We start from the raw sequence: 25,817 nt of genomic DNA on the forward strand, positions 1-25,817 counted from the left end.
GATACACCCTCCTCATATAATAAGTTTTAAGTTAATAACTGTTCCTTGAAAATTAAATAGTTTTTATCTTCAAGAGCTACATCAAAAAATGATGTATGGGTAAAATTTAGTCTTGGATACTGGGGGATTTCCCTAGATAATGGAGGTATAGAAATGGATCCATCGGGAATATGCTTACTCCCCCTGTAGTTCGACCACGTTAAAAGACTGTGACCCAGACCAAAATGCACTGCATACGCACAAGCTGTATCGGTTTCCTTCATTTACCTCTCATAGTGGTGGGAGGGCAGCTAAAAAGAAGTCCTGGTGGAAGTTTTGGAAATTAGTGTAAATGTCAAGATAAACATGTACATTTTCGCTTGTTTAAGCATGTACAAAATCAATCATTTTCTTTGCTAAAATGATCTTTAATTCGATAGGATTGTCCTACAATACTGACCACCGTGGCATGATGTAAGACACGATCTAGTATGGCATTGGCGAGTTTAGGGTCCTGGAATACTTCGTCCCAAGACTTGAAGTTGATATTGGTCGTTAGGATGGTACTACGCTTTTCATAACGCATATCGATTAATTGAAAGAATAATTTTGCATCCTCCGGATCAATAGGCAAGTACCCAATTTCATCAATAATAAGTAATTTGTATTTTGTATAGTGCTTTAAACGAGATTCTAGGCGATTCTCAATCTTGGCACGTTTTAAATTTTGAAGTAAATCATGACATTTAATAAAATAAGTACTTGTTCGCTTTTTAGCTGCTGCTATACCAATAGACGTGGCCAAATGGGTCTTACCAACACCACTAGGTCCTAAAAATACTATGTTTTCTTGTTGCTCTAAGAAACGTAGAGAAATAAAATCTAAGATTTGTTGTTTATTAATACTCGGCTGGAATTCGAAATCAAACTCATCAACCTCCTTTCTATGAGGAAATGCGCCCATTTTCACCATAGAATGAATCATATTTTGTTCTCGTACATCAATCTCATAGTTTGTCAGTTTAACAAGTGTCTCTACGAAGGATAATTCATTATTAATGCTAAAATCGACTACGTCACCTAAATGTTGTGCCATTTGTTTTAATTTTAAATACTCTAGGTTTGTTGTTAATTGTTGATAGCTATTCTTCATTTCTATATACCTCACCAATTACTGATAAATTTTGTTTCGCCAAATTGTCAATGTTCGGATATTTAGGTAGTGACTTAGCCAATGCTTTTTTATAATGTTCTTCTTTATAATTGAGCTTAGATTGGCTGATTTTATGTTGTACAATTAACTTCATGTTATGATAAACATATATTTGATTATCATATACTTGTAAACCGACGGTTTTACCTTGATATTCAGCTGGAACTGAGTATTGATTCGATTTGTAAGATATCATGCCTGATGTATTAACTTTTACAAGTTTATGCTTAATCATATAGGAATCTCTTATCGCGCTCTTCGGGAGTGGTTGTAGGAGATTCTTTTCCTGTTTTAGGGCAAACACTGGAATCTTACCAGTCCCTTGATGAAATGTTTGATTAATTCTTGCACATAATTTTTGCACAAATTCATGTAATTCTTCAAAAGTGAATCTTCCTTGATAAGCATGAATTTCGTCTAGAAGTTTCATTGGCGCTTCTACTTTCCCTTTGGTATTTGGTCGCCCTGCGATACAAGGTTGTACCTTAAATCCAAAATCTTGAGCGAATTGGGCAAACTTATTGTTAATCGTTCCTGTAAAGTGTTCTGTTCGAGCTTCATCCATTACCGTCTTCATATTATCCGTGACAATTACCTTCGGTACACCACCAAACATTTCAAATGCCTCTGTCATAAATGACATTAAAACACTTTGTGATTTTGAAATATTCAAATGAAAAACTTTAAATCTCGAGTAGGACAATAAAAGTACAGCTACATTCACATATACGATTTCGCCACTTTTGGTTTCAAATCGTATGCTTTCTTTCCAATCTAATTGAGCTTGTTCTCCTGGAGGTGTCTCATAACGGACACCCACTGAATGACCTGATAAAATACGCTTCCCCTCATCAAAATATGTTCTAAATTCAGGCTTTCTATTAATATAAGCACGAAATGCAGACTGTGAACATTTTAAACCGTGATTGTCTGTTAGATACTGCCATAACACTCGTTTGTAGTAGAAGATTTGTTTAGAATCACTAGATAAAAGAGCTGCAATCACTTCATAATATGTATCGATTTTCGATGTTTTATTTTTTGTCCCTTTTGGTGTAAAACCATTCAAATACTTATCTATGGTACGCCGATCCACATTCAATTCTCTGGCTAATTGACTTTTATTTATCTTCATTTTTAAGTTCCCCATTAGTTTTTTAAAATTTGGTAAGTCTGAAAGACTTTTAACCTCAAATTCTGTTTGAATATCTAGCTTAATATACATACTAACCACCTCAGAGTCAGTATGGAGAATCCAATTGAAAATGTACATATTTATTCAAGCGTTAATGTACATATTTAAGTTAGCATTTATAATTAGTATCATTTTTTAATTAATACAAGTAAAAGAGACCTTATAGGGTATTTTACTGTTTTCGCTCACATGGATTGTCTTATACATCTAAGTTGTTTCTACATAAATATCTGTAATCTCACCTATTACTATATCTTTAAAAAATTTCCAACAGAACCAATAAACCGTTATAAAAAGTATTTAAAATAATAACAAATAGGTATAATAATTCCCACTATAGAAAATACAATACTTCCTAAATTAAATGCAGAAAGTTTCGCACGATGAACTTGAATTTCACCTAAATCTACCCCTCCACTAAAATGCTTATCCATAACTTTAGCGACGTTTTGTTGTTGATTAACAAAATAAGGTATTAGCCATATACAGCAGAATAAAATAATACTACCAAAAAAGAGTGTGTCAATAATTGAAGCTCTCCAATTTAATGAAGTAATGACTATGAGAACAAATTCTCCTACCATAACAATTACCATAGTTACTACATATCTGGATTTTTCAGAAACGTTTTTAAATACAGTCTCGTCCAGAATTTTTTCTATTTTAGTCCATATTAAACTGATTAACACGATTAGGCTAATTAAGAAAATAGTAAATAAAGCTTTAACTAAAAGATACTCAAACACTACCGACACCACCTAATAATTTCTAAATTAGAATGTAAAGTTGATTTTTTTAACTCTATTAAAAGATTAAATTCAATAATCTATTAACTAGCTTATCGAAAAATTTATTGATTTAAAGATACAACGCTATATGTATTAGTTATATAGGATAAGCTCTCCCAAAATTCCTTTTCTAATATATATATCTTCTAATCGTTGTTGGACTTCAATTGTCTAAATATTTTATTTAGCACTTTATATTACTTAAGGGTTCGAATTTTCTGAATTAAAATTCCGTGATATTGTTAAGAAAATAATTATTATTATGATATCTGGATGTAATTGCTGCTAATGCTTTATCTTCAAGGGAAAATATAAGTTTTTCGTTACCATAATACTAATAACAACCTAACAAACTGAATATTTACCAGAAAATACTAAAATGTATCCCTCAGCAATTTACAGTATAATACACTTTTAGAAAAAAATCGAATATTTAAGTATTTCCTTATTAATAATATGAATTAATAGAATGTTTATATTATTATACGGATTAAAGATAGCTCAGCTGTGGTGATCTTTATTCATTTTTTCTAGAGTTTATATTAACTTAGCAAACTTTGTAACAGAACCATATATAAGAGCAAATATGATAAAAGCAATATCACAAGTTTTTTATTTTTATACAGTAACCATTTGTTAGCCAATCCCTTCTCTTGATTCGGAATATTCTGTTGTTTTTTATCGATTTACAATTAGAGGTTGAACTATTATATAATTTACAGAATTATGATAATTTTTAGGTAAATAGAAGTAGTTGAGGAGGACGTAGTGATATGAGCACAAATATTTTAATGTATGAAGCAGTTATGCAACAACTTAATGATTTTTATCAAATGATGTTGTCGCAGCAAATTGAATAAGCATGAAAAAGTTAGTGATTATTTCGATGTATGTTACGAAGCGAAACAAAAACTACTAAGCAAAGGGGCGTTAAAATAATGAAGAAGCTTATATTAGCGACGTTAGGATTAGTGATAGTATTATCATTTAGTAACAATACAGGTGATACACAACATGCTCTAAAAAAGGAAGAAATTATACAATATTCACATGCTGATCATTTTTAATATCTCATTAACAAAGGGACTCCAATTATGGAGTCCCTTTGTTAATGAGATATTGCTTTAGTTTATCTAATTGTAATAATGTTTGTAAAAAGTGTAGATATTTTCTAAATTTGCAGAGGTAATTATTTGTTAATCTTTTAAAACATTGGCTTAGTAATACCGAGGGTTATTATAGATATATTAATCATATAATTTGTCCATATCAAAATGAACGTTTTTTGCATCTAATATATTGTAAATATATTTTATTTTGGAAGGATCTGATTATATGGCTCATAAATCTACTGGAGTGTTTCGAGTTCCAGTTTCTGAAAATGGGATTATTCCAACTGCTCTCAACATTATGTTAAACAATGATTCACGCTGCCATACTAGTAATGTAACGGTAACTGTTAAGAGAAGTCGAAACACCTTTTTCCCAACTCAAAATGAATTAGTTGAAATCTCTCGTACTTTTGTTTCTTTAGAACCAAACAGAACAACTAAGATTGTGTTGTTTACTCCAGAATTTCAAGTAGAAGATTTCCTTGATGTCATCATTAGTGGAAATAAAGAGGATGTTAAGGATGTTCTTGTATATTCTTTCTTAGCAGATTCAGTAGGTCACAATCTGCCATCTACTGTTTTCAGAAATGCAGAATACACTTTTGCTTGCTGACACTGTGATGATGTATTCTTTCCTGTCGTATATCTGAATTGAAATGTTACAAGTAGCACTTCACGGCATACAATCTATCGGTGAAAGATCATTCGGCAGAGGAGCGGTAGTTGGTGAAAAAAGTTTAGGATATCCAGATGCAGGTGCACATACGCTTTGGGTTATCTTTACGGAAATTTTAGGTAGTTTGAAATAGAAATTAGAAGATCCCTTCTACCTTAAGGTGGAGGGGTTTTCTTAATATTGTTTTTTGATATATATTGCTAAGTATGTTCCCATAATTCATTCTATTGTATTGAGAATAATGTCATCTACATCAAAAAAACGGCTTATAAAAGGAACTAGTATTTGAAGGAGTTCCACCTCAAACATACTCCAATGCATATAAATATGTTTGAGGTGGATTTATTAACGAATTTTATATAGCATGAATGAAAATGGGATAAATAAAACAATGTTTCTTAGTATGTTTTTAAGAATTAATTGAGCAGGTCCTTTTGAAAATAAAAAAAGACACCCTAAGGTGCCTTCCTCTGAATTAAAACAATAATATGGTTCTAAGTTTAAAAACTATTGGGATTTTTCCTGTGAGTTTTATAAGTAGTTTTTAAGAAATTATGAGTGGTTATTTTTGTTTTCGAAATATTCTTCTTTAATTATTTGTAATTTTTTTTCGTTTTTTGTTAATTCAAATATAAATAATGATTTTCTCATGTTATTAGCAACATCTTCTTCATTATATTGTTTAAGCTTTAATAAATTTGAACCTTTTCCATAGTATAGTTCACCCAATAAGTAAAAAGTATTTAGATTAATAGCTAATTGGATACCCTTATCAATGTATTTTATTGCTTCTTCGTATTGATATGTGTAACTTAAATTTTTTGCTAAATTATAAATGATTTTCAATTTAATTTCTTTATCTCTAGGAAAATCTAATTTGTTAAAATTATTTAAACATCTTTTAAGGATAGTAATACTTTTTTTGTATTCTTTATTTTCTGCATGAAGTATAGCCATTGTATGTAGAATATCTATTTCTCTCTCTGATAAAAAATCAATATTGGTTACAGTTAGTTTTAGTGCATTATTTAAAAGAGTTAAAGCCACTTTTGTTGAGTTATTCACACAATATATAGCAATTGCTTCATGCCATATTAGAAATTGTTTATCTTCTTTTGTTTGAAAATTATTTGTGTATTTTTCTCTTGTTACTATTTCATAAAGCTCTTTATATTGATGTTGCCTTATGCAATCCCTCATTACGTATTTTACGTTTTCTGTATATTTTAATTTCTTGTTTTGAGTTAGTGCAAATATACTATTTGGATCAACACCGAGTCTTTCTGATAATTGATATAACAATATGCTAGATGGATAAATCATACCTTTTTCGATCTTACTAATTTGACTTTGTGAACATATTCCGTGACATAAGTCGGATTGTGATATATTTTTTTTAATTCTAAGTTCTTTAATGGTAATACCCAAATCGTTAAATTCCATTTTTTCACCTACTATTTAGCACTTTATTAATATAAGAACATTCTCTAACCTTAATGTAATGTAAAGTTAATATAGTTGCAATTATTGTTTTAAAGGGCTTATCGTTTCTATAAGATGGTAAGATTTTTTTATGTACAAAAAAGACACTCTAAGGTGCCTTCTTGCGATTTGCTCCATTGTAATATGGTATTGGATGCCAGTCCAATTATTATTTTACCATGTTAAATAGTTTCGGTTATTGAGAAAAAAGACAACTCATTATTTGAATGCAAAAAGTCCTAGGGGGACTAGGACTTTTTACTAGAATGAATATGATTTAAAAAAGGACTTATATAACGTAACATATGAATGTTTCGTAAATGTATCAAAAAAGTGAACAAAAGCGTTAATTTAAATAAAAAAAGCTCCGCGATAAAAGCTGCGGAGCTTCATAAGGTCGAGTTATGTCGTACTCACAAGGGATTTTAACATGAATGTTGTGGTGAAAATACTGGTAAATTTATCCCGTAAAACCCCCACTGATTAGAGTTTCACTTCATTCGAAGGAATTCATGTTTTATAAATTAGATTATGAGAGTTGATATTCTCCATATTGACCAGAAAAGAACTAAAAATTCTAGTGAAATTCCAAGTGTTCGTTTCCTAGTTTTTTGAAATTCTTTTATTAAATAGCCAACAGCACTAATTGCTATAAGAATGAAAAGAATAAGTTCGAGTGTAACTGGCATTTTATCTACTCCTAATACTGTAGTTTATTATATAAAGATTATAAGATGTTTTTGTGGCTAGTGGTGAAAAATTCAATAGAATTATTTCTAAATGGAGTAAATCTTTCAACGGACCAATCAAAGGTCAATACAAAAAGTGTTATACAATATACGCATGGAGAGTCGTGGGGCTAAAGAAATATTGGAGTATAAAGAGTTGTTAGATCAAAGGATTATTACCGAAGAAGAGTTCGAAGTGTAGAAAAAAGTAATTATTAGGTATATAGATGAAACGCTCAGATGAGCGTTTTTTTATTTATATATTCGCAAGTAAAATAACATAATATCACTATGAATCCTTATAACAATATGAATTTTTGCATATTTTAAAATTTAATATATCCCTTAAAAAGTTTTAATTGTATAATATATTTTGTCATATTTTTAGATTTTTCGACATAAACCAACAAAAATAGAGAGCGTATTGGGAGAAGACATTATGTATACAAAACTATTAAAATCAATTACATCATTATCACTTATTGGTGGTGCGTTGTTATATACAAATGGCAGCGATGTAAAAGCTGCTGAAGTGGGTGTTTTTTCTGATGTGCCGACATCACATTGGTCATATCCTGCGATTAAAGATTTAGCGAGTAAAAATATTATTTCCGGTTATGGAAATGGGATATTTGGTTTTGGAGATGTTGCGACAAGGGAGCAAGTTGCGGCTTTAATTTATCGAGTGTTAGTACCAAATAAACAAGGCGGCTCGTTTAGTAATGATGGAACTCGTTACGTATTAAAGGATGGGTCTACGTTTAAAAATCCTTACGGTGATATTAATCAAAGTTCTACAATGTTCCCAGAAGAGGTATTAACTTTAACAAATTTAGGAGTTTTTAAAGGTGATGAAAATGGCCAATTTAGACCGAAAGCTTCTGTGAATCGTGCAGAAATGGCACAAATTCTTACGAATGCTTTCCATCTTGCGGCAAAACAAAAACATACCTTTAAGGATGTTCCAAATCCATTTTGGGCAGAAAATGCAATTAGTGCGGTGCAGTCAAATGGAATCGCAGATGGCACAGGGAACGGGAATTTTGAACCGTATGGCACAGTAACACGTGAACAGTATGCGCAGTTTTTATATAAAACTTTGAAGTATAAAAATGCTGATGTGAAAGATACAGGAGATGCGGCATTATTAACAGCGTTTAAAGAGGAAGTACAAAAGCGTATTAATACATACGAGACAAATATTACACTGCCATATAAAACGAAAAATAATAATACAGACGAAGTGATGAATACACTTTTTAACGCATATAAAGAAGTGGCAAGTAAGAATGAGTATACAAATAATAATAGATCGAATGTTTCATATGGACTTTCTGGATCACCTGGAAATTATACGTTTACGCTTAAGATTACATATCGTGAAACGAAAGAACAGACGGAATATGTCATGAAACAAGCGAAAGCAATCGTTTCTTCTATCACTCAAGTTGGAATGGATGATCACGAAAAAGTGAAGGCGATTCATGATTACGTAGTAAAGCATGTTTCTTATGATACGTCTTATAAAGCTTACACAGCATATGAAGCACTTGTAAATCGTTCTGCGGTTTGCCAAGGTTACGCACTATTAACTTATCAATTATTAAAAGAAGCAGGAATTGAAAATCATTTCGTGACAGGAACTGGGGACGGACAACCTCATGCTTGGAATTTAGTGAAAATCGAAAACAATTGGTATCACCTTGATACAACATTCGATGATCCGGTGCCAGATGAGCAGGGCCGCGTAACGTATTCGTATTTCAATTTATCAGATGAACAAATCGCAAGAAATCATGAGTGGAACCGTGGAGACTATCCGCAAGCTACAACAAATTATTATAGTACACTGACAAATAAAATTGCGGCAGGTAGTACGAAAACGTCTGCATATCAGCAAATATTAAAAGATACAAAGTTAAACTATTTAGGAAATGAATATATTGCAAATAACTATACTGAATTAAAAAATAAAATGCAGCAGCGTTATAGTGCAAAGCCAGAAAAGATAGAAGTACTTTATAAGCAATCAATGAACGGTGCGCTGCAAGATGTGAAAAATGCAATTGGGGAAATCGGTTATCCGCAAGGGTTCAACCGTGTTTCTTATAAAGCGGAGCCTTACAATGCGAAAGAAGGGTATTCTTTAGTGACGATTACGTTTACGTATTAAGAATGAGAAAAAGCATCTGTTTCAGATGCTTTTTTTTATTATATTGATTCGACAAAATGTGACAGGTGAAAGCGAATTGGTCTGTTATGATAATTTTTGAAATTTTACATTTTGGAGGATTAATCATGAATAAAAAGAAGATTTTCGTTGCGTTAATAGGAATTGTAGCCTTATTTGTAATTATTAATGTAGTTGTTACGAAAGAAAAAACGACATCAACCAGTGAAAAAATGTACTCTGAGAAAGAATATAATAAATTAGTAGATGAACATTTTGAAGAAACGCAAAAGTTGAAAAGTGATATGAGTGTGTTAGAAACTGAAAAAAAATCTCTTGAAGAGCAAATGAAGGCGAAGAATAAGCAAGGGTAAAACAAAAACGCTATCTTTTAAAAAGGTAGCGTTTTTGTTTTGGGTTATAAAGTTATTCCTACATTTGACATATACAGTCTGACTGTATAAAATTAAACTATACAGTTTAACTATATAGTTTAGCTATATAGTTATCGTTACATTGGAGGTCTTTATGAATAGAGATAAAAATTTACCATTAACGGAAACAACGTATTACGTTCTTTTAGCTTTATTAGAGCCAGCTCATGGATATTTAATTATGCAAAAGGTGGAGGAACTGAGTAATCATCAAGTGAAAATCGCAGCGGGTACATTGTATGGTGCGGTGGAAAATTTATTAAAACAAGGGTTAATAGAATCGGTAAAAAGTGAAGATAAAAGAAGAAAAGTGTATGTCATTACGGAACGCGGGAAAGAAGTATTGCATTTAGATTTTATGAGAATGCAGCACATTATTGCGGTTACAAAAAGTTTATTACACGTATAGTTAGGAGGAAACGATGATGTGGAGATTAAAATTCTTTTTAGACTTTGAGAAAGAGGAAAAATGGTTAGAAGAGATGGCTTGGAAAGGCTATCAACTAGAAAGCAATACATTTGGTTATACATTTAGATATACAGAACCGGAAGATGCGACGATTAAAATAGACCATAGAGTATTTAGTAGAAAAAGTGATTTTATTAATTACTGCACATTATTTGAAGATAGTGGTTGGGAGCATATAGCTGGTAATCGGTGGTCAGGTACGCAATATTTTAAAAAGGTAGATGAAGAAAGTGAAGATGACATTTTTTCAGATCCAATGTCACGAGCAGGGAAGTATAAGCGTCTATCTAAAACATTTTTAGAATTAGCGATCTGTTATTTGCCGATATTATTTTTATTTATGTATAGTAATACAATGAATTTAGGAGCCTTTGTAAATCCGAAAGAACTATACTTGACGCCAGGATTATGGGATAAGCAAGGTGTATCATTTCTATGGTCATTCTTATTTGAAACGCCATTTGCATTAATGAGAGGACTTTTTTTGACATTTATCCCCGTTGCGACATGTATGTTTTTCGTTTGCTCGTATAAAGCAAATCGATTGTATGAAGAGAGAAGATGATAGGAGAAATCCCCTTAAAGTAGATGCTTTGAGGGTTTTTTTGAATTTGTAAATGACTCTTCTTAAAATAGATATGAGCTTAGAGAAGGACAATGATGTATTGGAGGTCACCATATCAAAAAAAGAAAATTGTACGTTTAGACGCATTTTAAATACAAAATAACCGATTCCTTATACGTTAAGAAACCGGTTATTTATTCCCCCACTTTTTTAGAGGGCTTTTTCTTATAATGGTCTTAAATGATTGATTTAAGGTTATAAACTTAAATCATAAATAAAATATAGAGTAAAAACTATATACGAAATAAATGTAACGAAAACAAGGAAACATATAAACTGAGAATTAGATACATATTGTTCTATTCTTTTTTTCATGTTAATTCGTATTATTTTTCAAATGTGAAGTATCAATTGGAATTTGAGCTTTCCAAGAACCAATTACTTTTCCAATTCTAGTTATATTTACGTCTAAAGTAAGAGGCTGTTTAAAAACGTCTTTTTCTTCAGTAGTTATAACAAATGTAGCAACACCTTCAGGTCTATCATTATCACGAATGCCTATTTTATCTAACTTTTTACCTGCTGCCATAAGTTCAAAAGGAAGATAATCATCTGAATCATGGATAAATGATAGTCTCCCGTCATTTTTAATCTCAGGGTTTTCCTCTTGTTGCCCATCAATTTTACCATCACTCTCAAGATTTAATCCTGATGTATCAAATTCAAATGGTACTAAACTTCCGTCCGCTTTTTCCATTCTATAATGAACTGATATACGTGAATCTGCGATAAATACTTCTTTGAGATGTACAGTAATACCTTGATCTGTAATTTTTTCATCAATAGGAATATATTTACCATTCTTCATCATATCTTGTGTGATACCATTTTCATCTTTTATTCCTTCATTTACAACTTTATCATTTGTAATTGCATTAGAAAAATAGGAAGCAACATTTGTAGCCGCCACTTGTACTTGTGGAATCATTGCTGTTGTGAAAAGTGCTGCTGCAGCTACTGCTGTATAAATAAAACGTTTTGATTTTTTACTCATGTTTGTAAAGAGTCCCTTCTTTTGTTGTTTTTTGTGATTTATATTAGAAACATTGTCTAACTTGGAACGACTTTCAAATGTTTTCCATGCTTGTTCTATATCAATTTTGATTTCTTGTGGTGAATTTGCAGATTCTTCATCTAGCATTACGTTTTCCCATTGATTTAATTTACTAATTTCTATTAATAAATCTTGGCATGCTTCACATGTATCTAGGTGTTTTGTGAATTCCTTTCTTATATCATGAGAAAGTTCTCCATCAATATATGTTTGAATAAACCCGATATCATAACATTTCATCTGTTATGCCTCCTCCATTTGTTTATAAATCTTGCGAAATTTCATTTTGGCTCGGACCAATAATGTTCCAATAGAAGATATTTCAATTTGAAGTACTTCTGCAATTTCTTTATATTGAAAACCAGAGAATTTCATTAGTAAAAGGGTTCGTTCTCGATCATTCATTTTATTTAGTATCGTTTGGACCTTTGTAATTTCTTCTTTTCTTATCCAATCATCGTCTAATGATGAAACATTTTGTACTTCATGGTATTGTATTTCTTTATCAATCTTCGCTTGCTGCCTTTTTTCAGATCGAAAATGGTTATAGGCTACATAAGTAGAAGATTTAATCAACCATCCAGGTATGTTTTCAATCTCTTTCCAATCACTACGATATAATTGTAAAAATACTTCTTGTGCTAACTCTTCAGCGATAGATTGATCTTTAACAATCCAGATGATTTGTTTCACAGCGTAAGCATAGTACTGCTTAAATAAATCTTCAAAGGTCATATCAGAAGCATGACTTTCTTCATTTTCTATGGTTAACATGTTCGTTTAAACCTCACTTTCAATTTGATACCTGTATTATAGAGAAACCAGAAAAACGGATTTTGTGACAGTTTTTCTGGATATTTTTTATTATGTACTAAAAAAAGCATTCGTCTAATTAAAAGAGAAATGCAAAAAGGAAATGAAAACATAAAAACTATAACTCTTGCAGTAGTTGTCTATTAATGCACAAGAAAACAGTTAGTTTGTTGCCAAACTGTATCTAAACGTACAATTTCACTTCTTCTATTTTCATGAATATGTATAATTACATAAAATTTCAAAGAAAAAGAGAGTATACTTTCATATTGTGTAATAAAGATAAAGCCCGCCTACGGAAATAGGCGGGCTTTTTTTACTTATAAAGAAAAGACAACCTTTAAGGTGTCTTCCTTTTGAAATCTAGGTTGTCCAGTTTGTTTTACTTTGGTGCAATAGCAATATTGTTTGGAATAAAGTTTCACCATATTGCTATTAAACTAAAATATTAAGATTGCACTTAAACGAAATTTATAGCATCGAAGTTCATTTTGGAGGGGGAATGTAATACTACATTTTTAAAGTATTCGTTACACTTGAACCTCTGCACATTGCGTAGAGCTTTTTTCATGAAGAAAGGACACTCACGTGAGTGTCCTTTCGATAGTTTTTAGCAGAAGCAAGCAGCTCCAACGATGATTAATAAAATAAACAATACAACTAATAAAGCAAATCCTCCAGCGAAGCCACAGCCGCCACAACTACCACCAAAGCCCATAACAGTTCCTCCTTTAAATAGGAGGAGAAAAACAAAGGTTCACTCATGTGTTTTAACGGATTCCATTTACTTTATGCTTTTTACGAATAAATGGAGCAGGTCCTTTTCAAAATAGATTTATTCTTAGCAGGAGTTCAAAGGAAAAACAGGAGAATCCATATTATTCTTTAAGAGCGAATAGATAGAAATCCGCTTTTATACCTTTCATTAAAATAATACTAGCATTATATATTATAAGGAATACTTGTCCTTAATTGTAAATGAAAGGGGGGAATTGATATGAGCTATGGCTATGGTCATCCTCCTGGAAGATGTCATAAACATCACAATGAAACTTTGTCAACGGGTGTATTACGTAGACATTCCGCTACGTTATTTCTTACTGTTGAAGCTATGAATGTTGATCCAGATGATACTCGTAGAGTAACAGTTGAAATGTTTGATTGGTCATCTGGTTCTCCGGTATTGTTACCATTAATAGACCCTTCAACACAAACATTGCCACCTAATCGATATGTTACTTTTCGTTCAGCAGCTCTTCCTCCAGCACTTTTTGCTTATGAAGTAAGAATCATTCGTCCGAAAGATAGAGATGTTGTTACGAATGTTTTTGGTCTTAGTGCAATCGTATTTAACCCACAAGAAGGAAACAATGTTTTACAACATGATTTAGAAAAATTAGACCTTAAATAGATTTTATAAAGGTCTATTTATTGAGCATGATTAAAAAAAGAGTAGGATGTAATCCTACTTTTTTTAACGTTAATTAGAATTTTAAAAGAAATCCTTCATTATTTTAGCATCTTTAATATTCACTATCACACCTTCTACCTTATCTTTCTTCTCATCTTTAGCAATCGTAATTTGCTCCTTATTATCAGCCCACACAAGAAATTCTTCTTTTGAGTCATCTTTATATGTAACAGTAATAGTAGAATGTGCAGATTCTCTCTTTTTTTGATCTAGTGTGATTTGTTTAGGAGTGCCTTTTTGGACTGCTGAAACGATAGATTGTATCATTTTTTCGTTGTCTGTTTGAGATTTGGAAGTAGTATGATTTGTTGTTTTCAGTATTTCAATGTCTGTAATATTAGCAGAATTTAATTGAAAGGTATTTTGTTTATGTTCTTGCTTAACTTGTGAAGCTTTATCTGTAGCCGAGGTACTTGTACAACCTATTAAAGTGAAAGATAAAGCGGTTAGAGCGCATATAGATATGATTTTTTTCATAGTATCCCTCCTCAAGCTTAATTATAACAATTTTCTGTTAATTTAGGTGGTTATTGTAAGGAGAAGATGTTTTAAAGTGGTAAATGATGATGTTCATTCTCTATTAAAATTAAAATTCACATAACTTTTTTCATATTTTATGTTTAACATTTCGAAAATGGGTGTACTACATATAATATAACAAATAATTCATTTTAAAGGAGGAAGTTAAAGATGGAAACGAAGTATAGTAAACCTTTTGTATATGAATTTATTACGGAGAAAGAGGTCATGAATGCGGCGAATGATCTCGTGAAAAAAGGAATAGACCAAAAAGATATTTACGTATTAACGCATGAGAAAGATAGGACAGATAGAATTGCGGACAATGCAGACGTGAATACAATTGGGATAAAAGAGGAGGGACTTGGGACAAGCATTATTAACGTCTTTCAAAAAACAGGAGATCAGTTAAGAAATAAAATGCAAGAGTTAGGGCTTAATGAGGAAGAAGCGAACTTTTATGAAGAAAAACTGGATGAAGGGAAAATCTTGTTATTCGTTAAGGATTTAGAAAGAGTCGGTGAATGGTTACAAGAAAGAAGATGCATGTATTCTATTTAAATTTGTATCCTTTAAATCTATAAATCTATTACGAAAAGGAGATTGTAAATATGAGTGAGAACGGACTAAAAGAACAAGTTAAAGGTAAAGTTGAAAAGAAAAAAGGACAAGTAAAAGAAGGAATTGGTGAAGTTACAGAAGATAGAGAGTTGAAAAATGAAGGTAAGTGGGAAAAAACGAAGGGAACGATAAAAGAAAAAGTCGGAAAAGTGAAACAAAAGATAAGTGATGAATTGGATAATAAAGAATAATATATGTTCATCAAGCTTTAGTTACATACTAAAGCTTGATGAATTCAATATAAAACGAATATAGGAGGTTTAATTGTGGGACTTATTATTACGTGTATTGTAGGTGGACTTATTGGTGCGTTAGCTGGAATGATTACAGGAAAAGACTTTCCGTTAGGTATAGTTGGTAACGTGATTGCCGGATTAATCGGATCTTGGGTAGGTAGTGCGTTATTTGGTCATTGGGGTCCTGAATGGGGAGGCATTTTTGTTCTTCCAGCGTTATTAGGTGCAATCGTCTTTATTTTAATCGTTACATTCTTCTCTAGAATGCTGCGGAAAGCGTAAGTATGATAATAAATAGTAATCTTAAGTTTATTATATATAGTTATAAAGTTAATGAACTGATAAAAATACATAAAAAAGCATCCAATTAAACTAATTTGGATGCTTTTTTATGTATTTTACATAGGAATGAGTGGAGGATGAAGAACCCCCCACTCATTAACATTACACTTTCTATTATGTATTAAGCCATCGTTACCTTTTTACAATTATTTATTCTTACGACTTGCCTTGGTTCTATATGAGATAAGTCCTCGCTATTACTTATATCAACTACAATTGTATTCGTTAGTATGTTAATAATGGAACCAACTAATTTTGTAGCATGATCGTGTCGATAAGAAAATTGAACGAAATCTCCCTTTTTAAAGTTGTGCTCTTCCATAGATAGATCCCCCTAAAAATAATGTTTATACATTATACATACACAAAATTATAAGTTTTAAACATTTATTAGTACGATTTAAGTGTTAAGCCGAGAAAGGTGTAGAAAATTTATTTATAATGAAAATAAAAAAATATGTTTAAAACTAATTTTTATGGGTAATTAAATAGTAAAAGTTCGAGATAAGGGGGCGGAAATGATGAATTTGGCAATAAATATTTTGCAAAATGATGTAGGTTATACGGTACAACTTAATGGTGAGATTGATGCGTATACGGCATCAGATTTAAAAAATAAGGTAATGCCTATTACAAGCGAAAAAGAGGTTCATATTGTAGTAGATTTTCATAACGTAGATTATATGGATAGTACAGGCTTAGGAGTTTTTATAGCTTTATTAAAAGCAGTTAAGAAAAATGATGGGAAGCTAGAGTTTACTGGTGTGTCTAAAAGGCTAAAAAGATTATTTGATATTACAGGGCTAACAGAAATATTAAATTTGAATTCCGATTTTGAAAAAGTAGAAAGAAGGTGACTAGGGATGATGGAGAGATTTGAAAAGATAGAAATGAAAATTCCTGCAAAAGCAGAATATGTGGCTATTATTCGTTTAACAATGGCTGGTGTTGCGAATCGAATGGGCTTTGCTTATGACGATATAGAAGATATGAAAATTGCTATTAGTGAAGCTTGTACAAACATTGTACAACATGCATACAAAGAAGACGTTGGAGAAATTACAATTGTCTTCGGGCTATATGAAGATCGATTAGAAATTATGGCTGCGGATAATGGGGTTAGCTTTGATTTTAATAGCTTAAAAAGGAAAGTTGGTCCGTATGATATTAGTAAACCAGTAGAACATTTGCCGGAAAATGGTTTAGGTTTATATTTAATCAATACGTTAATGGATGATATACAAATTATGCATGATGAGGGCATGACAGTTTTAATGACAAAATATATACAAAGAGAGCAGGTGGAGAATGATGGAAATCCAATCTCAACCTACAAATCTTACTAAAGAAGACGTTATTAAACTAATTGCAGACTTCCAACAAAACCAATGTGATGAAGCACAGGAAAGATTGGTTAATCACTATAAAAATCTTGTATACTCCATTGCATATCGCTATTCAAAAGGCGGGCCTATGCATGAGGATATTATACAAGTAGGGATGTTAGGGCTCTTAGGCGCAATAAGAAGGTATGATTATTCGATAGGGAATGCTTTTGAGCCGTTTGCAATACCTACAATAGTAGGCGAAATAAAGAAATATTTACGTGATAAAACTTGGGGTATTCACGTTCCAAGGCGAATTAAAGATTTAGGCGGGAAGATTAAACTTGCTATAGAGGAGCTAACAGATCGTTTCCAGCGTTCACCGAAGATTAAAGAGATTGCAGATCATTTAGGACTATCCGAAGAGGAAGTGCTAGAAATTATGGATGCGAAAAATAATTATCGCGTATCTTCCTTAGATGATGTAGTTGAAAATTCATCTGATGGCAGTTCGGTAGCGAGGATTGAATCTGTAGGTGAAGTAGAGCAAGGATATGAAGAGGCAGAAAGGCGTCTCGTTTTAAAGGATATTTTCAACGTATTAAATGACACAGAAAAGAGTGTTATTCATTATATATTTGGAGAAAATTTAAATCAAAAAGATACAGGGGAACGGTTAGGTATTTCACAAATGCACGTTTCTCGTATTAAAAGACAAGCGATAAGTAAATTGAAGCAAGCAGCATTTTTAGATACATAAAAATTTAAAATCATTATGTTTAAAACATGAGAAAAGGGGTACTTATTAAATATAGGAGGAGATATAAAAATGTCACACGATGTGAAAGAACTAATCGAAGGATTGAATGAAGATTTAGCAGGAGAATACTCAGCAATTATTATGTATAACCATAATGCAGCTACAGTTTCTGGTATATATAGACAAGTGTTAAAACCTTTCTTTGAATCTGAAATTAGTGATGAACAAGGACATGCCCTATATTTAGCGGAGAAAATTAAGACGTTAGGTGGTACACCTACTACAATCCCTTTACGAGTGAAACAAGCAGAAGATGTTAGAGAAATGTTAGAATACGCTAGACAATCAGAATATGAGACAATTAAGCGTTATGAAACGAGAAAAGAACAGGCAGCGAAATTAAATATGACAGAGTTAGTTGTAAAGTTAGAAGATATGATTGCAGATGAAACAAATCATATGGAAGAATTAGATCGTCTTTTAAATGACAAAGCAATGGTATTAAATTAATAGTGGAAATTTATAGAATGAAAGAACAAACTCTCATTTCTGGGGGTTTGTTCTTTTGCTGTATAAAAATTATGTTAGAGTAGGAAATTTTCATTTTGTAACTGAGTATGCAATACTAGAAAATGATAATAGATTTACATTTTAAATAAGAAAAGGGGAAATAACTTGTGTCCATTTTAATTGTCGATGATAATCCGGTTAACATCTTTGTAATTGAAAAAATTTTAAAGCAAGCCGGATATCAGGATCTTGTATCGCTGAATTCTGCACAAGAGCTTTTCGAATACATTCAATTTGGAGAAGATTCTTCCAGGTATAATGAAATTGATTTAATACTGTTAGATATTATGATGCCTGAAATTGATGGACTTGAAGTTTGTAGGCGATTACAAAAAGAGGAGAAGTTTAAAGATATTCCTATTATTTTTGTTACAGCTTTAGAGGATGCCAATAAGTTGGCCGAAGCTCTTGATATGGGGGCAATGGATTATATTACGAAACCTATAAATAAAGTTGAACTATTAGCACGTATGCGTGTAGCGTTACGCTTGAAATCGGAATTAAATTGGCATAAAGAACAAGAAGAAAATCTTCGGAATGAACTAGATTTAGCTACGCAAGTACAAAGAAACTTATTAAGTAGCCCATTAAGAGAAGATTATATAAAAATTGAAGCAAGTTACTTACCTTCATTTAAATTAGCTGGAGATATGTATTATTGGTATAAAATCGATGAAAACCGCTACGGTATTATATTATTAGACGTGATGGGACATGGTATATCTGCTTCATTAGTTTGTATGTTTATTTCGTCTGTATTACGTGAAACGATTAAATCTTTAATCGATCCAGAACTTGTCATTAAAGATTTAAATAAATATATGACTCTTTTACATAATGAGAATGACGATATTCCATATTATTTTACAGCGATATATTTAGTAGTAGATACAGAAAAGAGAACGATTGAATATGTAAATGCAGGGCATCCTTCTGGATACGTTTTAGTCGATGAAACAAATATGTTTGAACTAAATCACGGGAGTTGTGCGGTAGGATTTTTTGATGAAATAAAAGTTAAAAAGACAGTTATACCTTTTGAGAAGAACGCTCAAATCGTATTGTTTACAGATGGTGTTCTTGAAGCAATTGCAAATGATGAATTTGAGGCTGAAGAGAAATTACGTACTTTTACAGAAAGAAAATGGGGAGATTTAGAAGGCGAGATAGAAGGGTTTTACAAGGAAGAACAAAAGAAAGCGCAATCAGATGATATGTGTCTAATTATGATACAAACGAATGCGAAATAAAAAGCGTATGAAATCCAAACAGAGGATTTCATACGCTTTTTATTGTATTTTTTGATAAATTTGTTCGCTAGGATTAAATTGGGTATAATGCGGCATTATATTTGAAAAACGAAGAGTTTCTTTATTTCCTAAACATAGAAAACCATTGTGACCTAAGCTTTCATAAAATAGTTGCTGCACTTGATTTTGAAGTTTACTTGTAAAGTAAATTAAAACGTTACGACAAAGTATAATATGAAACTCGTTAAAAGATTGATCGGTTACTAAATTATGCTGTGCAAAAATAATGTTTTGTAAAAGTGATGGATTAAAATAAGCAAAACGATTATCTGTTGAATAATAGTTAGAAAATGCTTGTGTACCGCCAGCTTGTAAATAATTTTTCGTATAAGTTTGCATTTTATTTAACGGGAGGATAGCTTGTTTTGCTTTTTCTAACACATTTGTATTCATATCTGTTGCGTAAATAACCGACTTTTCACTTAATCCTTCTTCGTGAAGTAAGATGGACATTGATAATACTTCTTCACCAGTTGCGCATCCAGCATGCCAAATTCTAATTTCAGGTTGCTTTTTTAATTCAGGAATAACATGCTCTCTAAGCGCTTTAAAAAAGGCAGGGTTACGGAACATCTCAGTTACATTAATCGAGAAATCATTTAATAACTGTTCTAAAACCCCTTCCTCGTGAATTACTTTTTCAATTAATTTTGAAATGGTAGGGATATTAGAGAGCTGCATTCTATTACAAATTCTTCTATAAATAGATGTGCGAGCATATTGGCGAAAATCAAATCCTGATAGTTTAAATACCGCTTCCAATAGTAATTCAATTTCTAAGTTCGTGCGCTCATCCGTATCTACTGATGGATCAAAATTATAATACTTATTTTCCACTCCAACTAAACCTCACTTATTTTATTAACCATACACTCATTACCGAATAGAGTTGATGTAGATTTAATGGTTTACTTATATAATCTGAAGCGCCAGCAGATAAACATTTTTCCTTATCATTTGGCATTGCTTTAGCAGTTAATGCGATAATAGGTATTTCATTTAACCCTAAGTTCATTCGGATATTTTCCATCGTTTCATAACCGTCCATATTAGGCATCATAATATCCATTAAAATAAGGTCAATATTTGTATTACTTTTTAGTATTTCTAAACACTCTAAGCCGTTTTGGGCAGTAATAATGTTGGCATTTTGTTTTTTTAATGCGTTTTGTAACGCAAATATATTTCGATGATCATCATCGACAATTAAAATGGTTTTCTCTTGGAAGACGTTATTTGTTTCGGGAGTAACGATAGTTTCTTCAACAACTTCAGCAGGAATAACATCTTCTATCGTTGCTGCGACTTCTAAATTGGATAACTGTATATCTGGTAATCCATTTGGAAGGTTAGGAATATATACCGTGAAAGTACTACCTTCTCCTACATTACTCTCTAACGTAATCCAACCACCTAACAATCTAGCAAACTCTTTACAAATAGATAAACCTAATCCTGTACCACCATACTTCCGAATCGTTGCGCCATCTGCCTGTTGAAAGGCTTCGAAAATAAGTTGATGCTGTTCTTTAGCGATACCAATACCAGTATCTTTTACTGAAATTGTAATCCAATCTTTACTTATAGACTGCATATCATGACTTAAATTACTTGTTTCTATCGAATCGAAATGTAAAGAAACGGATCCTTTTTCTGTAAATTTAAATGCATTGGATAATAAGTTTTTAATAATTTGCTCAATCCGTTTTGCATCTGTATAAAACAGATCAGGAATCGTATCACTGTCTTCAATAGTAAATTCGACATTTTTTTGTGCAGCTATATGTAAAAAGTTTTGATGCATATTGGCTGCCATGTCACTTATGTTCGTTGCTTCAAAAATGATGTCTAGTTTGCCTGCTTCTACTTTAGATAAATCGAGTATGTCATTAATTAAAGTAAGTAAGTCTTTCCCTGATGAATGAATGACAGTTGCTAATTCAATCTCATCGTCGGATAAATTGTTATTATGATTTTCTCTTAACATTTCAGATAATAGTAAAATACTATTTAACGGTGTGCGTAATTCATGTGACATATTTGCTAGGAACTCAGATTTGTATTTTGAGCTGCGTAACAACTCGCTTGCTTTTTCTTCTAATTCTGATTTAGTAATTTGTAAGTCAGCTGTTTTCTGCTCAGCCTCTTCAGTTCTAGACTCTAATTGTTCATTCGTTGTTCGTAATTCTTCTGCTTGCATTTGTAGTTCTTCCGCTTGCGTTTGCAATTCTTCTGATTGAACTTGTAACTCTTCTGTCATTGCTTGTGATTCATGTAAAAGAGTTTGAATTCGCATACGTCCCATAATGCTATGGATTGTTAAACCTAGATTATCAACGGTTTGTTGAATTAAATCTTGATGTAAATCTGAAATCTCAGTTACACTTACTAACTCCATTACTGCGATCACTTTATCCTCAAATAAGATAGGGATGATTAATAGATTTTTAGGACGTATTTCTAATACTCCGCTAGTGACATAACGAAACTCTTCGGGTATATCCCTGAGAATAAAACTTTTCTTTTCTAAGGCAGACTGTCCAATAAAACCTTCACCCATTTGAATGGATTGTTTCCCAATATCAGCACCTTGATCGGCGAAAGAAGCTTTCTTCACATAGTAGACAGTGTCTTCAATTTCTTCACGTACATAAAATGCTCCGCAAGAAGTTTGCGTTTTTTGTATAATTCCACTAAGAATTTTTTTACCTAACATCTCAATAGAAGATACACCTTGATACATTAAAATTAATTCTGCAAGCTCAGTTTGTAACCATTCTCTTTTCGATATTTCGTCTAGTAAGTGATTCGTTGTATGAGCAAGATCTTTTATTTCATCACGTGTGTTTACATGAATTCTTTCCGTGATTTTTTCTTTAGAAGAAATGGATTTAATAGCTTGAATTACATTTTTAATCGTTTTTGTAATGGAATTCGAAATATAGAGTGAAATGATAATAGAAATACAAGAAAGTAAGAACAATAAACTGTATAACCAAATTTCTAATTTATTATTTTCAGTATCTAATTGTGCTGCTCTTTTTTTCGTTAATTGCTCCTCAGTGCTACGGAAGTTAGTTACCTGTGACTGTAATGACTGAATTTGAGTCGTGTCGATTGTTTGTACATTATTACTATTATGATTTGCAATTAACGGGTGAATCTCTTTATTTATCCAACTAATAATATTTTCGTTAATCTGTTTTAATTTTTCTTGCTGAGATGGGTTATCCTCTAATAATGAGAAAAGATCTTGATAATGCTTTTCGTAATCCTTTTCCGCAGAATTAAGAGATTGTACGTAATTTGGATTATTAGAAATGATAAACCCTTTCGCTTTATTTTCAATTGTTAGTAAATCTTTCTCCACTTGATTTGTTAAATTGAGAACTTTAAAATCGTGATCAATAATAAAATTACGAGATTTTTGTAAATTAGAAATCTCATTGTTCAACATAATGAAAGAAACAAGTAAGAACAAAATGATAACTAAATAACCAGCCATAATTTTGTAGCGAATACTAAATTTTGCTTTCGAGTTCATTAAAAATTCCTACCTTCAAGGTTATTAAAACTTTTCTATTTTAAAGAATGAAAAACGTAATATATATTATATCAGTTTTCATAAGGCTAAACTAGAAATCCCCCTATTGTATTAGGGGGTTCTTTTTTAATAGGGGAAATCATTTTGAAATATAAAAACATATATGAAAGGTAGTAAACGAGGGAATAGAGGATAACAAATATTCTAAGAAGGGAAGAGTGTTCTTAAAGCTCTTTTTGCATCTATTCCTTCAAAAATAAATAATACAAGATCTCTCTTTTTTACAGTAAGGAAAAAGGATACTAGAGTGCTTAAGTTTTTAATAGAAGTAAGTGCTCCGTGTTTACCTATAAATACATTCGTTTGAAATGTTGTCATTAAAGCATAAAAATGATGAATCTGCGTTATTGTAGGTATTTCATTATAAGAAATAGTAGTAGAGTGAATGGCGTTCATCGTAATATTCCTTTCCATATAGTAAGCATAACAATATAAACATACCCGTTTTAAAAAATGTTAAACACATAAATAAGAAAAAATATAATTATAGTTTTTACGTTTAGAAAAGGTTAGGAAGGGTATACATATACTACAAAGAGATTGACTGAAGATGAATTGTAAGATGTCTATGTTTAGTAGATTAGTCTATCAAAATATACTTTTACTTTAAATAAAAAGGAGCCTGGTATACATGAATGAAATGATGATTAATATTACATTTGATTTAATTTACTTGTTAAGTAGTTCACTTGTAGTGCTTTTACTATTCGCTTTTTTCATAAATGGTTATGTTAATAAGAAAATTAGTGTATACAGAAATGAAGAAAAATAAAAATACATTATATAAAACTTTAGGAGGTTAATAGTTATGAATGTAGATAGAAAAATAGTAGGTGTTTTTAGAACAATTGATGATGCAGCACTCGTTATTAATGAATTAAATGATAAAGGATATTCAGCAGATAACATTTCAGCTATTGCGAAAGATCAAAAGGAAATTGAACATCTAGAAGAAAAATCGGGTGAAAAAGTGAATAGCGAAACTGCACATAAAGCAGATATCTTTTCAGCGACAGGGCTTGTAGCTGGAGGAGTAGCAGGCGGGCTCGGTGGTTTATTAACAGGTCTTGGTATACTTGCCGTATCTGGAATGGGTCCAATTGTAGCAGCAGGACCAATCGCAGCAGCTATTGGAGGAGCCGGTATTGGCGGAGGAGCTGGAAGTTTAATAGGAGCATTTATCGGCTTAGGAATCCCTGAAGACCATGCTAAAAAGTATGAAGAATATATTTACGATGGAAATATATTAATTTTAGTAGATGCAAAATTAGATGATAAGTTAGAAATCTATAAAATATTTGATAAGCATAATGCCTATAACTCTGATTTCTTTAAATAAAATGTAAACAAAGTGAATATCGTTTTTGATCTTACAACTTTGGCGCGGCCGAGGAGTCGTATGACTATAAGAGAGGAAGGGCTTATAGTAAAAGATCAAGTCCTATTATGATATTGAGAAGGGAAGAGGTGTCTATTCGTGATTGTAAAAATATTAAAGGATAGTAGTAATAGTTTCCTTTGCACAGTTCAAAATAAAAATGGAGATCAGTATGTGAAAAAATGGTTTAGTAAACATGAAAATAATAAAGAATTAGGGCGACCAACTTTTAAAGAAGTAGAAAAGGATTGGAAAGAAAATAGAGACTCGTTTATGTATCCAAATATTAAAGCGCTTTATTAAAATGAAACATAAAGCGCATTTTATTATTACAAAATTGTCACACTCCTGTAAGGTAATTCAATAGATTAGTTACTTTTTCCATGTCATAATAAAGACATAAGAAAGCTAATTAAAACTACAACTTATTAGGAGAGTGTCAGTCATGATTGTAACAACAACTTCTGGAATTCAAGGTAAAGAAATTATTGAGTATATTGATATTGTAAATGGTGAAGCGATTATGGGTGCAAACATTGTCCGAGATTTATTCGCTTCCGTTCGTGATGTTGTCGGTGGTCGTGCTGGTGCTTACGAAAGTAAATTAAAAGACGCACGTGATATTGCAATGGATGAAATGAAAGAACTTGCACGACAAAAAGGTGCGAACGCTATCGTTGGTATTGACGTAGATTATGAAGTTGTTCGTGATGGAATGTTAATGGTTGCTGTAAGTGGTACAGCTGTACGTATATAAGTAAATAAAAAACAGGCTCACCCCTTGAAGTTTATGCTTTGAGGGTTTTTTTTGTTTTTAAGTTGTAGAAGTAAACTCCAGTTGCAAGGGTAAAATGAAAAAGAGACAGTGATGCTACATATATGTAGTGTGAGTGCAAACTTTATAATAAATAATAAAGTTGTTATTTGAGATAATGGAAGAATT

At 31.6% G+C, this 25,817-nt stretch carries 31 protein-coding genes and 1 pseudogene; 20 read left to right on the forward strand and 12 right to left on the reverse strand.

What is annotated here, in order from left to right:
• Window positions 1-379: 379 nt before the first annotated feature.
• The 3 genes from istB to ACXKY9_RS04035 form a co-directional block, all read right to left on the reverse strand.
• Window positions 380-1,132: an IS21-like element IS232 family helper ATPase IstB gene (istB, locus tag ACXKY9_RS04025; protein WP_000798699.1), complete on the reverse strand. Its 753-nt coding sequence runs from the start codon at window positions 1,130-1,132 to the stop codon at window positions 380-382.
• Window positions 1,122-2,417: an IS21-like element IS232 family transposase gene (istA, locus tag ACXKY9_RS04030; protein ID WP_000275580.1), complete on the reverse strand. Its 1,296-nt coding sequence runs from the start codon at window positions 2,415-2,417 to the stop codon at window positions 1,122-1,124. Before istA ends, istB begins: the two co-directional genes overlap by 11 nt.
• Window positions 2,418-2,674: 257 nt before the next feature.
• A complete protein-coding gene (locus tag ACXKY9_RS04035; protein ID WP_000464469.1) occupies window positions 2,675-3,133 on the reverse strand; it encodes a hypothetical protein in 459 nt (152 codons plus the stop codon).
• A gap of 980 nt (window positions 3,134-4,113) precedes the next feature.
• Between ACXKY9_RS04035 and ACXKY9_RS04040 the strand changes: the two genes are divergently transcribed.
• From ACXKY9_RS04040 to ACXKY9_RS04050, 3 genes are all read left to right on the forward strand, one after another.
• Window positions 4,114-4,242, forward strand: coding sequence for a hypothetical protein (locus ACXKY9_RS04040; RefSeq protein WP_000733538.1), 129 nt, complete (start codon window positions 4,114-4,116; stop codon window positions 4,240-4,242).
• A gap of 268 nt (window positions 4,243-4,510) precedes the next feature.
• Window positions 4,511-4,900 (forward strand): hypothetical protein, encoded by a 390-nt coding sequence (locus ACXKY9_RS04045; protein ID WP_000940662.1) that lies wholly within the window; start codon window positions 4,511-4,513, stop codon window positions 4,898-4,900.
• Between the two features lie 43 nt (window positions 4,901-4,943).
• Window positions 4,944-5,096, forward strand: coding sequence for a DAK2 domain-containing protein (locus tag ACXKY9_RS04050; RefSeq protein ID WP_000942238.1), 153 nt, complete (start codon window positions 4,944-4,946; stop codon window positions 5,094-5,096).
• 419 nt (window positions 5,097-5,515) lie between these two features.
• On the opposite strand, the gene ACXKY9_RS04055 is transcribed toward ACXKY9_RS04050, so the two are convergent.
• A complete protein-coding gene (locus ACXKY9_RS04055; protein WP_000395458.1) occupies window positions 5,516-6,406 on the reverse strand; it encodes a helix-turn-helix domain-containing protein in 891 nt (296 codons plus the stop codon).
• Between the two features lie 1,206 nt (window positions 6,407-7,612).
• Between ACXKY9_RS04055 and ACXKY9_RS04060 the strand changes: the two genes are divergently transcribed.
• From ACXKY9_RS04060 to ACXKY9_RS04075, 4 genes and pseudogenes are all read left to right on the forward strand, one after another.
• On the forward strand, window positions 7,613-9,346 hold the full coding sequence (locus ACXKY9_RS04060; protein WP_000288181.1) for an S-layer homology domain-containing protein: 1,734 nt from the start codon (window positions 7,613-7,615) through the stop codon (window positions 9,344-9,346).
• Window positions 9,347-9,471: 125 nt separating this feature from the next.
• Window positions 9,472-9,696, forward strand: a pseudogene (locus ACXKY9_RS04065) (hypothetical protein); the annotation flags it as partial.
• A 175-nt stretch (window positions 9,697-9,871) separates the two neighbouring features.
• Window positions 9,872-10,186 carry a PadR family transcriptional regulator gene (locus tag ACXKY9_RS04070; protein ID WP_001078063.1) on the forward strand — a complete coding sequence of 105 codons (315 nt, stop codon included), beginning with the start codon at window positions 9,872-9,874 and terminating at the stop codon, window positions 10,184-10,186.
• Between the two features lie 13 nt (window positions 10,187-10,199).
• Window positions 10,200-10,811: a DUF2812 domain-containing protein gene (locus ACXKY9_RS04075; protein ID WP_002100804.1), complete on the forward strand. Its 612-nt coding sequence runs from the start codon at window positions 10,200-10,202 to the stop codon at window positions 10,809-10,811.
• 376 nt (window positions 10,812-11,187) lie between these two features.
• Here ACXKY9_RS04075 and ACXKY9_RS04080 read toward each other — a convergent pair whose 3' ends face one another.
• The 3 genes from ACXKY9_RS04080 to ACXKY9_RS04090 all read right to left on the reverse strand — a co-directional run bounded on the left by ACXKY9_RS04080 (window position 11,188) and on the right by ACXKY9_RS04090 (window position 13,456).
• Entirely contained in the window at window positions 11,188-12,165 is a 978-nt protein-coding gene (locus ACXKY9_RS04080) for a DUF4179 domain-containing protein (RefSeq protein ID WP_000650408.1), read from the reverse strand.
• Between the two features lie 3 nt (window positions 12,166-12,168).
• On the reverse strand, window positions 12,169-12,699 hold the full coding sequence (locus ACXKY9_RS04085) for an RNA polymerase sigma factor SigX (protein WP_000955501.1): 531 nt from the start codon (window positions 12,697-12,699) through the stop codon (window positions 12,169-12,171).
• A 649-nt stretch (window positions 12,700-13,348) separates the two neighbouring features.
• The gene (locus ACXKY9_RS04090) at window positions 13,349-13,456 is read right to left on the reverse strand and encodes a YjcZ family sporulation protein (protein WP_000505670.1); all 108 of its coding nucleotides are present in this window, start codon (window positions 13,454-13,456) and stop codon (window positions 13,349-13,351) included.
• 279 nt (window positions 13,457-13,735) lie between these two features.
• On the opposite strand from ACXKY9_RS04090, the gene ACXKY9_RS04095 reads away from it, so the two are divergent.
• Complete coding sequence (locus ACXKY9_RS04095) at window positions 13,736-14,149, forward strand: hypothetical protein (protein WP_000120205.1); 414 nt, start codon at window positions 13,736-13,738, stop codon at window positions 14,147-14,149.
• An 81-nt stretch (window positions 14,150-14,230) separates the two neighbouring features.
• On the opposite strand, the gene ACXKY9_RS04100 is transcribed toward ACXKY9_RS04095, so the two are convergent.
• Window positions 14,231-14,686 carry a hypothetical protein gene (locus ACXKY9_RS04100; protein WP_000720859.1) on the reverse strand — a complete coding sequence of 152 codons (456 nt, stop codon included), beginning with the start codon at window positions 14,684-14,686 and terminating at the stop codon, window positions 14,231-14,233.
• 213 nt (window positions 14,687-14,899) lie between these two features.
• On the opposite strand from ACXKY9_RS04100, the gene ACXKY9_RS04105 reads away from it, so the two are divergent.
• From ACXKY9_RS04105 to ACXKY9_RS04115, 3 genes are all read left to right on the forward strand, one after another.
• The gene (locus ACXKY9_RS04105; protein WP_000448802.1) at window positions 14,900-15,289 is read left to right on the forward strand and encodes a YflT domain-containing protein; all 390 of its coding nucleotides are present in this window, start codon (window positions 14,900-14,902) and stop codon (window positions 15,287-15,289) included.
• 50 nt (window positions 15,290-15,339) lie between these two features.
• Window positions 15,340-15,540: a CsbD family protein gene (locus tag ACXKY9_RS04110; protein ID WP_001293468.1), complete on the forward strand. Its 201-nt coding sequence runs from the start codon at window positions 15,340-15,342 to the stop codon at window positions 15,538-15,540.
• Between the two features lie 75 nt (window positions 15,541-15,615).
• Window positions 15,616-15,867, forward strand: coding sequence for a GlsB/YeaQ/YmgE family stress response membrane protein (locus ACXKY9_RS04115; RefSeq protein WP_000522903.1), 252 nt, complete (start codon window positions 15,616-15,618; stop codon window positions 15,865-15,867).
• A 181-nt stretch (window positions 15,868-16,048) separates the two neighbouring features.
• Here ACXKY9_RS04115 and ACXKY9_RS04120 read toward each other — a convergent pair whose 3' ends face one another.
• Window positions 16,049-16,249 carry a hypothetical protein gene (locus tag ACXKY9_RS04120; protein ID WP_000391011.1) on the reverse strand — a complete coding sequence of 67 codons (201 nt, stop codon included), beginning with the start codon at window positions 16,247-16,249 and terminating at the stop codon, window positions 16,049-16,051.
• Window positions 16,250-16,445: 196 nt separating this feature from the next.
• Here ACXKY9_RS04120 and ACXKY9_RS04125 point away from each other — a divergent pair, with 196 nt between their 5' ends.
• The 5 genes from ACXKY9_RS04125 to ACXKY9_RS04145 all read left to right on the forward strand — a co-directional run bounded on the left by ACXKY9_RS04125 (window position 16,446) and on the right by ACXKY9_RS04145 (window position 19,832).
• The gene (locus ACXKY9_RS04125; protein ID WP_002060869.1) at window positions 16,446-16,784 is read left to right on the forward strand and encodes an STAS domain-containing protein; all 339 of its coding nucleotides are present in this window, start codon (window positions 16,446-16,448) and stop codon (window positions 16,782-16,784) included.
• A gap of 6 nt (window positions 16,785-16,790) precedes the next feature.
• On the forward strand, window positions 16,791-17,273 hold the full coding sequence (rsbW, locus tag ACXKY9_RS04130) for an anti-sigma B factor RsbW (RefSeq protein WP_000970579.1): 483 nt from the start codon (window positions 16,791-16,793) through the stop codon (window positions 17,271-17,273).
• The gene (sigB, locus tag ACXKY9_RS04135) at window positions 17,236-18,012 is read left to right on the forward strand and encodes an RNA polymerase sigma factor SigB (protein ID WP_002100806.1); all 777 of its coding nucleotides are present in this window, start codon (window positions 17,236-17,238) and stop codon (window positions 18,010-18,012) included. The genes rsbW and sigB overlap by 38 nt, the downstream gene beginning before the upstream one ends.
• Window positions 18,013-18,081: 69 nt before the next feature.
• On the forward strand, window positions 18,082-18,522 hold the full coding sequence (locus tag ACXKY9_RS04140; protein WP_000017765.1) for a ferritin-like domain-containing protein: 441 nt from the start codon (window positions 18,082-18,084) through the stop codon (window positions 18,520-18,522).
• Window positions 18,523-18,689: 167 nt separating this feature from the next.
• A complete protein-coding gene (locus tag ACXKY9_RS04145; protein WP_000025534.1) occupies window positions 18,690-19,832 on the forward strand; it encodes a fused response regulator/phosphatase in 1,143 nt (380 codons plus the stop codon).
• 39 nt (window positions 19,833-19,871) lie between these two features.
• Here the strand turns inward: ACXKY9_RS04145 and ACXKY9_RS04150 are convergent, their stop codons facing one another.
• The 3 genes from ACXKY9_RS04150 to ACXKY9_RS04160 all read right to left on the reverse strand — a co-directional run bounded on the left by ACXKY9_RS04150 (window position 19,872) and on the right by ACXKY9_RS04160 (window position 23,892).
• On the reverse strand, window positions 19,872-20,729 hold the full coding sequence (locus tag ACXKY9_RS04150; RefSeq protein ID WP_000429042.1) for a CheR family methyltransferase: 858 nt from the start codon (window positions 20,727-20,729) through the stop codon (window positions 19,872-19,874).
• A gap of 16 nt (window positions 20,730-20,745) precedes the next feature.
• Window positions 20,746-23,436, reverse strand: coding sequence for an ATP-binding protein (locus ACXKY9_RS04155; RefSeq protein WP_001084954.1), 2,691 nt, complete (start codon window positions 23,434-23,436; stop codon window positions 20,746-20,748).
• Between the two features lie 204 nt (window positions 23,437-23,640).
• The gene (locus ACXKY9_RS04160) at window positions 23,641-23,892 is read right to left on the reverse strand and encodes a hypothetical protein (RefSeq protein ID WP_000991345.1); all 252 of its coding nucleotides are present in this window, start codon (window positions 23,890-23,892) and stop codon (window positions 23,641-23,643) included.
• A 235-nt stretch (window positions 23,893-24,127) separates the two neighbouring features.
• Between ACXKY9_RS04160 and ACXKY9_RS04165 the strand changes: the two genes are divergently transcribed.
• From ACXKY9_RS04165 to ACXKY9_RS04180, 4 genes are all read left to right on the forward strand, one after another.
• The gene (locus tag ACXKY9_RS04165) at window positions 24,128-24,268 is read left to right on the forward strand and encodes a hypothetical protein (protein ID WP_001004570.1); all 141 of its coding nucleotides are present in this window, start codon (window positions 24,128-24,130) and stop codon (window positions 24,266-24,268) included.
• A gap of 36 nt (window positions 24,269-24,304) precedes the next feature.
• Window positions 24,305-24,835 (forward strand): general stress protein, encoded by a 531-nt coding sequence (locus ACXKY9_RS04170; protein ID WP_001100090.1) that lies wholly within the window; start codon window positions 24,305-24,307, stop codon window positions 24,833-24,835.
• 138 nt (window positions 24,836-24,973) lie between these two features.
• Window positions 24,974-25,177, forward strand: coding sequence for a DUF4028 family protein (locus ACXKY9_RS04175; protein ID WP_000635852.1), 204 nt, complete (start codon window positions 24,974-24,976; stop codon window positions 25,175-25,177).
• A gap of 142 nt (window positions 25,178-25,319) precedes the next feature.
• Window positions 25,320-25,631: a heavy metal-binding domain-containing protein gene (locus tag ACXKY9_RS04180; RefSeq protein WP_000637506.1), complete on the forward strand. Its 312-nt coding sequence runs from the start codon at window positions 25,320-25,322 to the stop codon at window positions 25,629-25,631.
• The last annotated feature ends 186 nt before the right edge of the window (window positions 25,632-25,817 follow it).

It is taken from the genome of Bacillus sp. 2175 (assembly GCF_057812155.1).

Bases quoted from the DNA above. Each gene is read 5' to 3' on its own strand.
- istB (WP_000798699.1), bottom strand. From the start codon at position 1,132: ATGAAGAATAGCTATCAACAATTAACAACAAACCTAGAGTATTTAAAA.
- istA (WP_000275580.1), bottom strand. From the start codon at position 2,417: ATGTATATTAAGCTAGATATTCAAACAGAATTTGAGGTTAAAAGTCTT.
- ACXKY9_RS04040 (WP_000733538.1), top strand. From the start codon at position 4,114: ATGAAGAAGCTTATATTAGCGACGTTAGGATTAGTGATAGTATTATCA.
- ACXKY9_RS04045 (WP_000940662.1), top strand. From the start codon at position 4,511: ATGGCTCATAAATCTACTGGAGTGTTTCGAGTTCCAGTTTCTGAAAAT.
- ACXKY9_RS04050 (WP_000942238.1), top strand. From the start codon at position 4,944: ATGTTACAAGTAGCACTTCACGGCATACAATCTATCGGTGAAAGATCA.
- ACXKY9_RS04055 (WP_000395458.1), bottom strand. From the start codon at position 6,406: ATGGAATTTAACGATTTGGGTATTACCATTAAAGAACTTAGAATTAAA.
- ACXKY9_RS04060 (WP_000288181.1), top strand. From the start codon at position 7,613: ATGTATACAAAACTATTAAAATCAATTACATCATTATCACTTATTGGT.
- ACXKY9_RS04070 (WP_001078063.1), top strand. From the start codon at position 9,872: ATGAATAGAGATAAAAATTTACCATTAACGGAAACAACGTATTACGTT.
- ACXKY9_RS04075 (WP_002100804.1), top strand. From the start codon at position 10,200: ATGATGTGGAGATTAAAATTCTTTTTAGACTTTGAGAAAGAGGAAAAA.
- ACXKY9_RS04080 (WP_000650408.1), bottom strand. From the start codon at position 12,165: ATGAAATGTTATGATATCGGGTTTATTCAAACATATATTGATGGAGAA.
- ACXKY9_RS04085 (WP_000955501.1), bottom strand. From the start codon at position 12,699: ATGTTAACCATAGAAAATGAAGAAAGTCATGCTTCTGATATGACCTTT.
- ACXKY9_RS04090 (WP_000505670.1), bottom strand. From the start codon at position 13,456: ATGGGCTTTGGTGGTAGTTGTGGCGGCTGTGGCTTCGCTGGAGGATTT.
- ACXKY9_RS04095 (WP_000120205.1), top strand. From the start codon at position 13,736: ATGAGCTATGGCTATGGTCATCCTCCTGGAAGATGTCATAAACATCAC.
- ACXKY9_RS04100 (WP_000720859.1), bottom strand. From the start codon at position 14,686: ATGAAAAAAATCATATCTATATGCGCTCTAACCGCTTTATCTTTCACT.
- ACXKY9_RS04105 (WP_000448802.1), top strand. From the start codon at position 14,900: ATGGAAACGAAGTATAGTAAACCTTTTGTATATGAATTTATTACGGAG.
- ACXKY9_RS04110 (WP_001293468.1), top strand. From the start codon at position 15,340: ATGAGTGAGAACGGACTAAAAGAACAAGTTAAAGGTAAAGTTGAAAAG.
- ACXKY9_RS04120 (WP_000391011.1), bottom strand. From the start codon at position 16,249: ATGGAAGAGCACAACTTTAAAAAGGGAGATTTCGTTCAATTTTCTTAT.
- ACXKY9_RS04125 (WP_002060869.1), top strand. From the start codon at position 16,446: ATGATGAATTTGGCAATAAATATTTTGCAAAATGATGTAGGTTATACG.
- rsbW (WP_000970579.1), top strand. From the start codon at position 16,791: ATGATGGAGAGATTTGAAAAGATAGAAATGAAAATTCCTGCAAAAGCA.
- sigB (WP_002100806.1), top strand. From the start codon at position 17,236: ATGATGGAAATCCAATCTCAACCTACAAATCTTACTAAAGAAGACGTT.
- ACXKY9_RS04140 (WP_000017765.1), top strand. From the start codon at position 18,082: ATGTCACACGATGTGAAAGAACTAATCGAAGGATTGAATGAAGATTTA.
- ACXKY9_RS04155 (WP_001084954.1), bottom strand. From the start codon at position 23,436: ATGAACTCGAAAGCAAAATTTAGTATTCGCTACAAAATTATGGCTGGT.
- ACXKY9_RS04160 (WP_000991345.1), bottom strand. From the start codon at position 23,892: ATGAACGCCATTCACTCTACTACTATTTCTTATAATGAAATACCTACA.
- ACXKY9_RS04165 (WP_001004570.1), top strand. From the start codon at position 24,128: ATGAATGAAATGATGATTAATATTACATTTGATTTAATTTACTTGTTA.
- ACXKY9_RS04170 (WP_001100090.1), top strand. From the start codon at position 24,305: ATGAATGTAGATAGAAAAATAGTAGGTGTTTTTAGAACAATTGATGAT.
- ACXKY9_RS04180 (WP_000637506.1), top strand. From the start codon at position 25,320: ATGATTGTAACAACAACTTCTGGAATTCAAGGTAAAGAAATTATTGAG.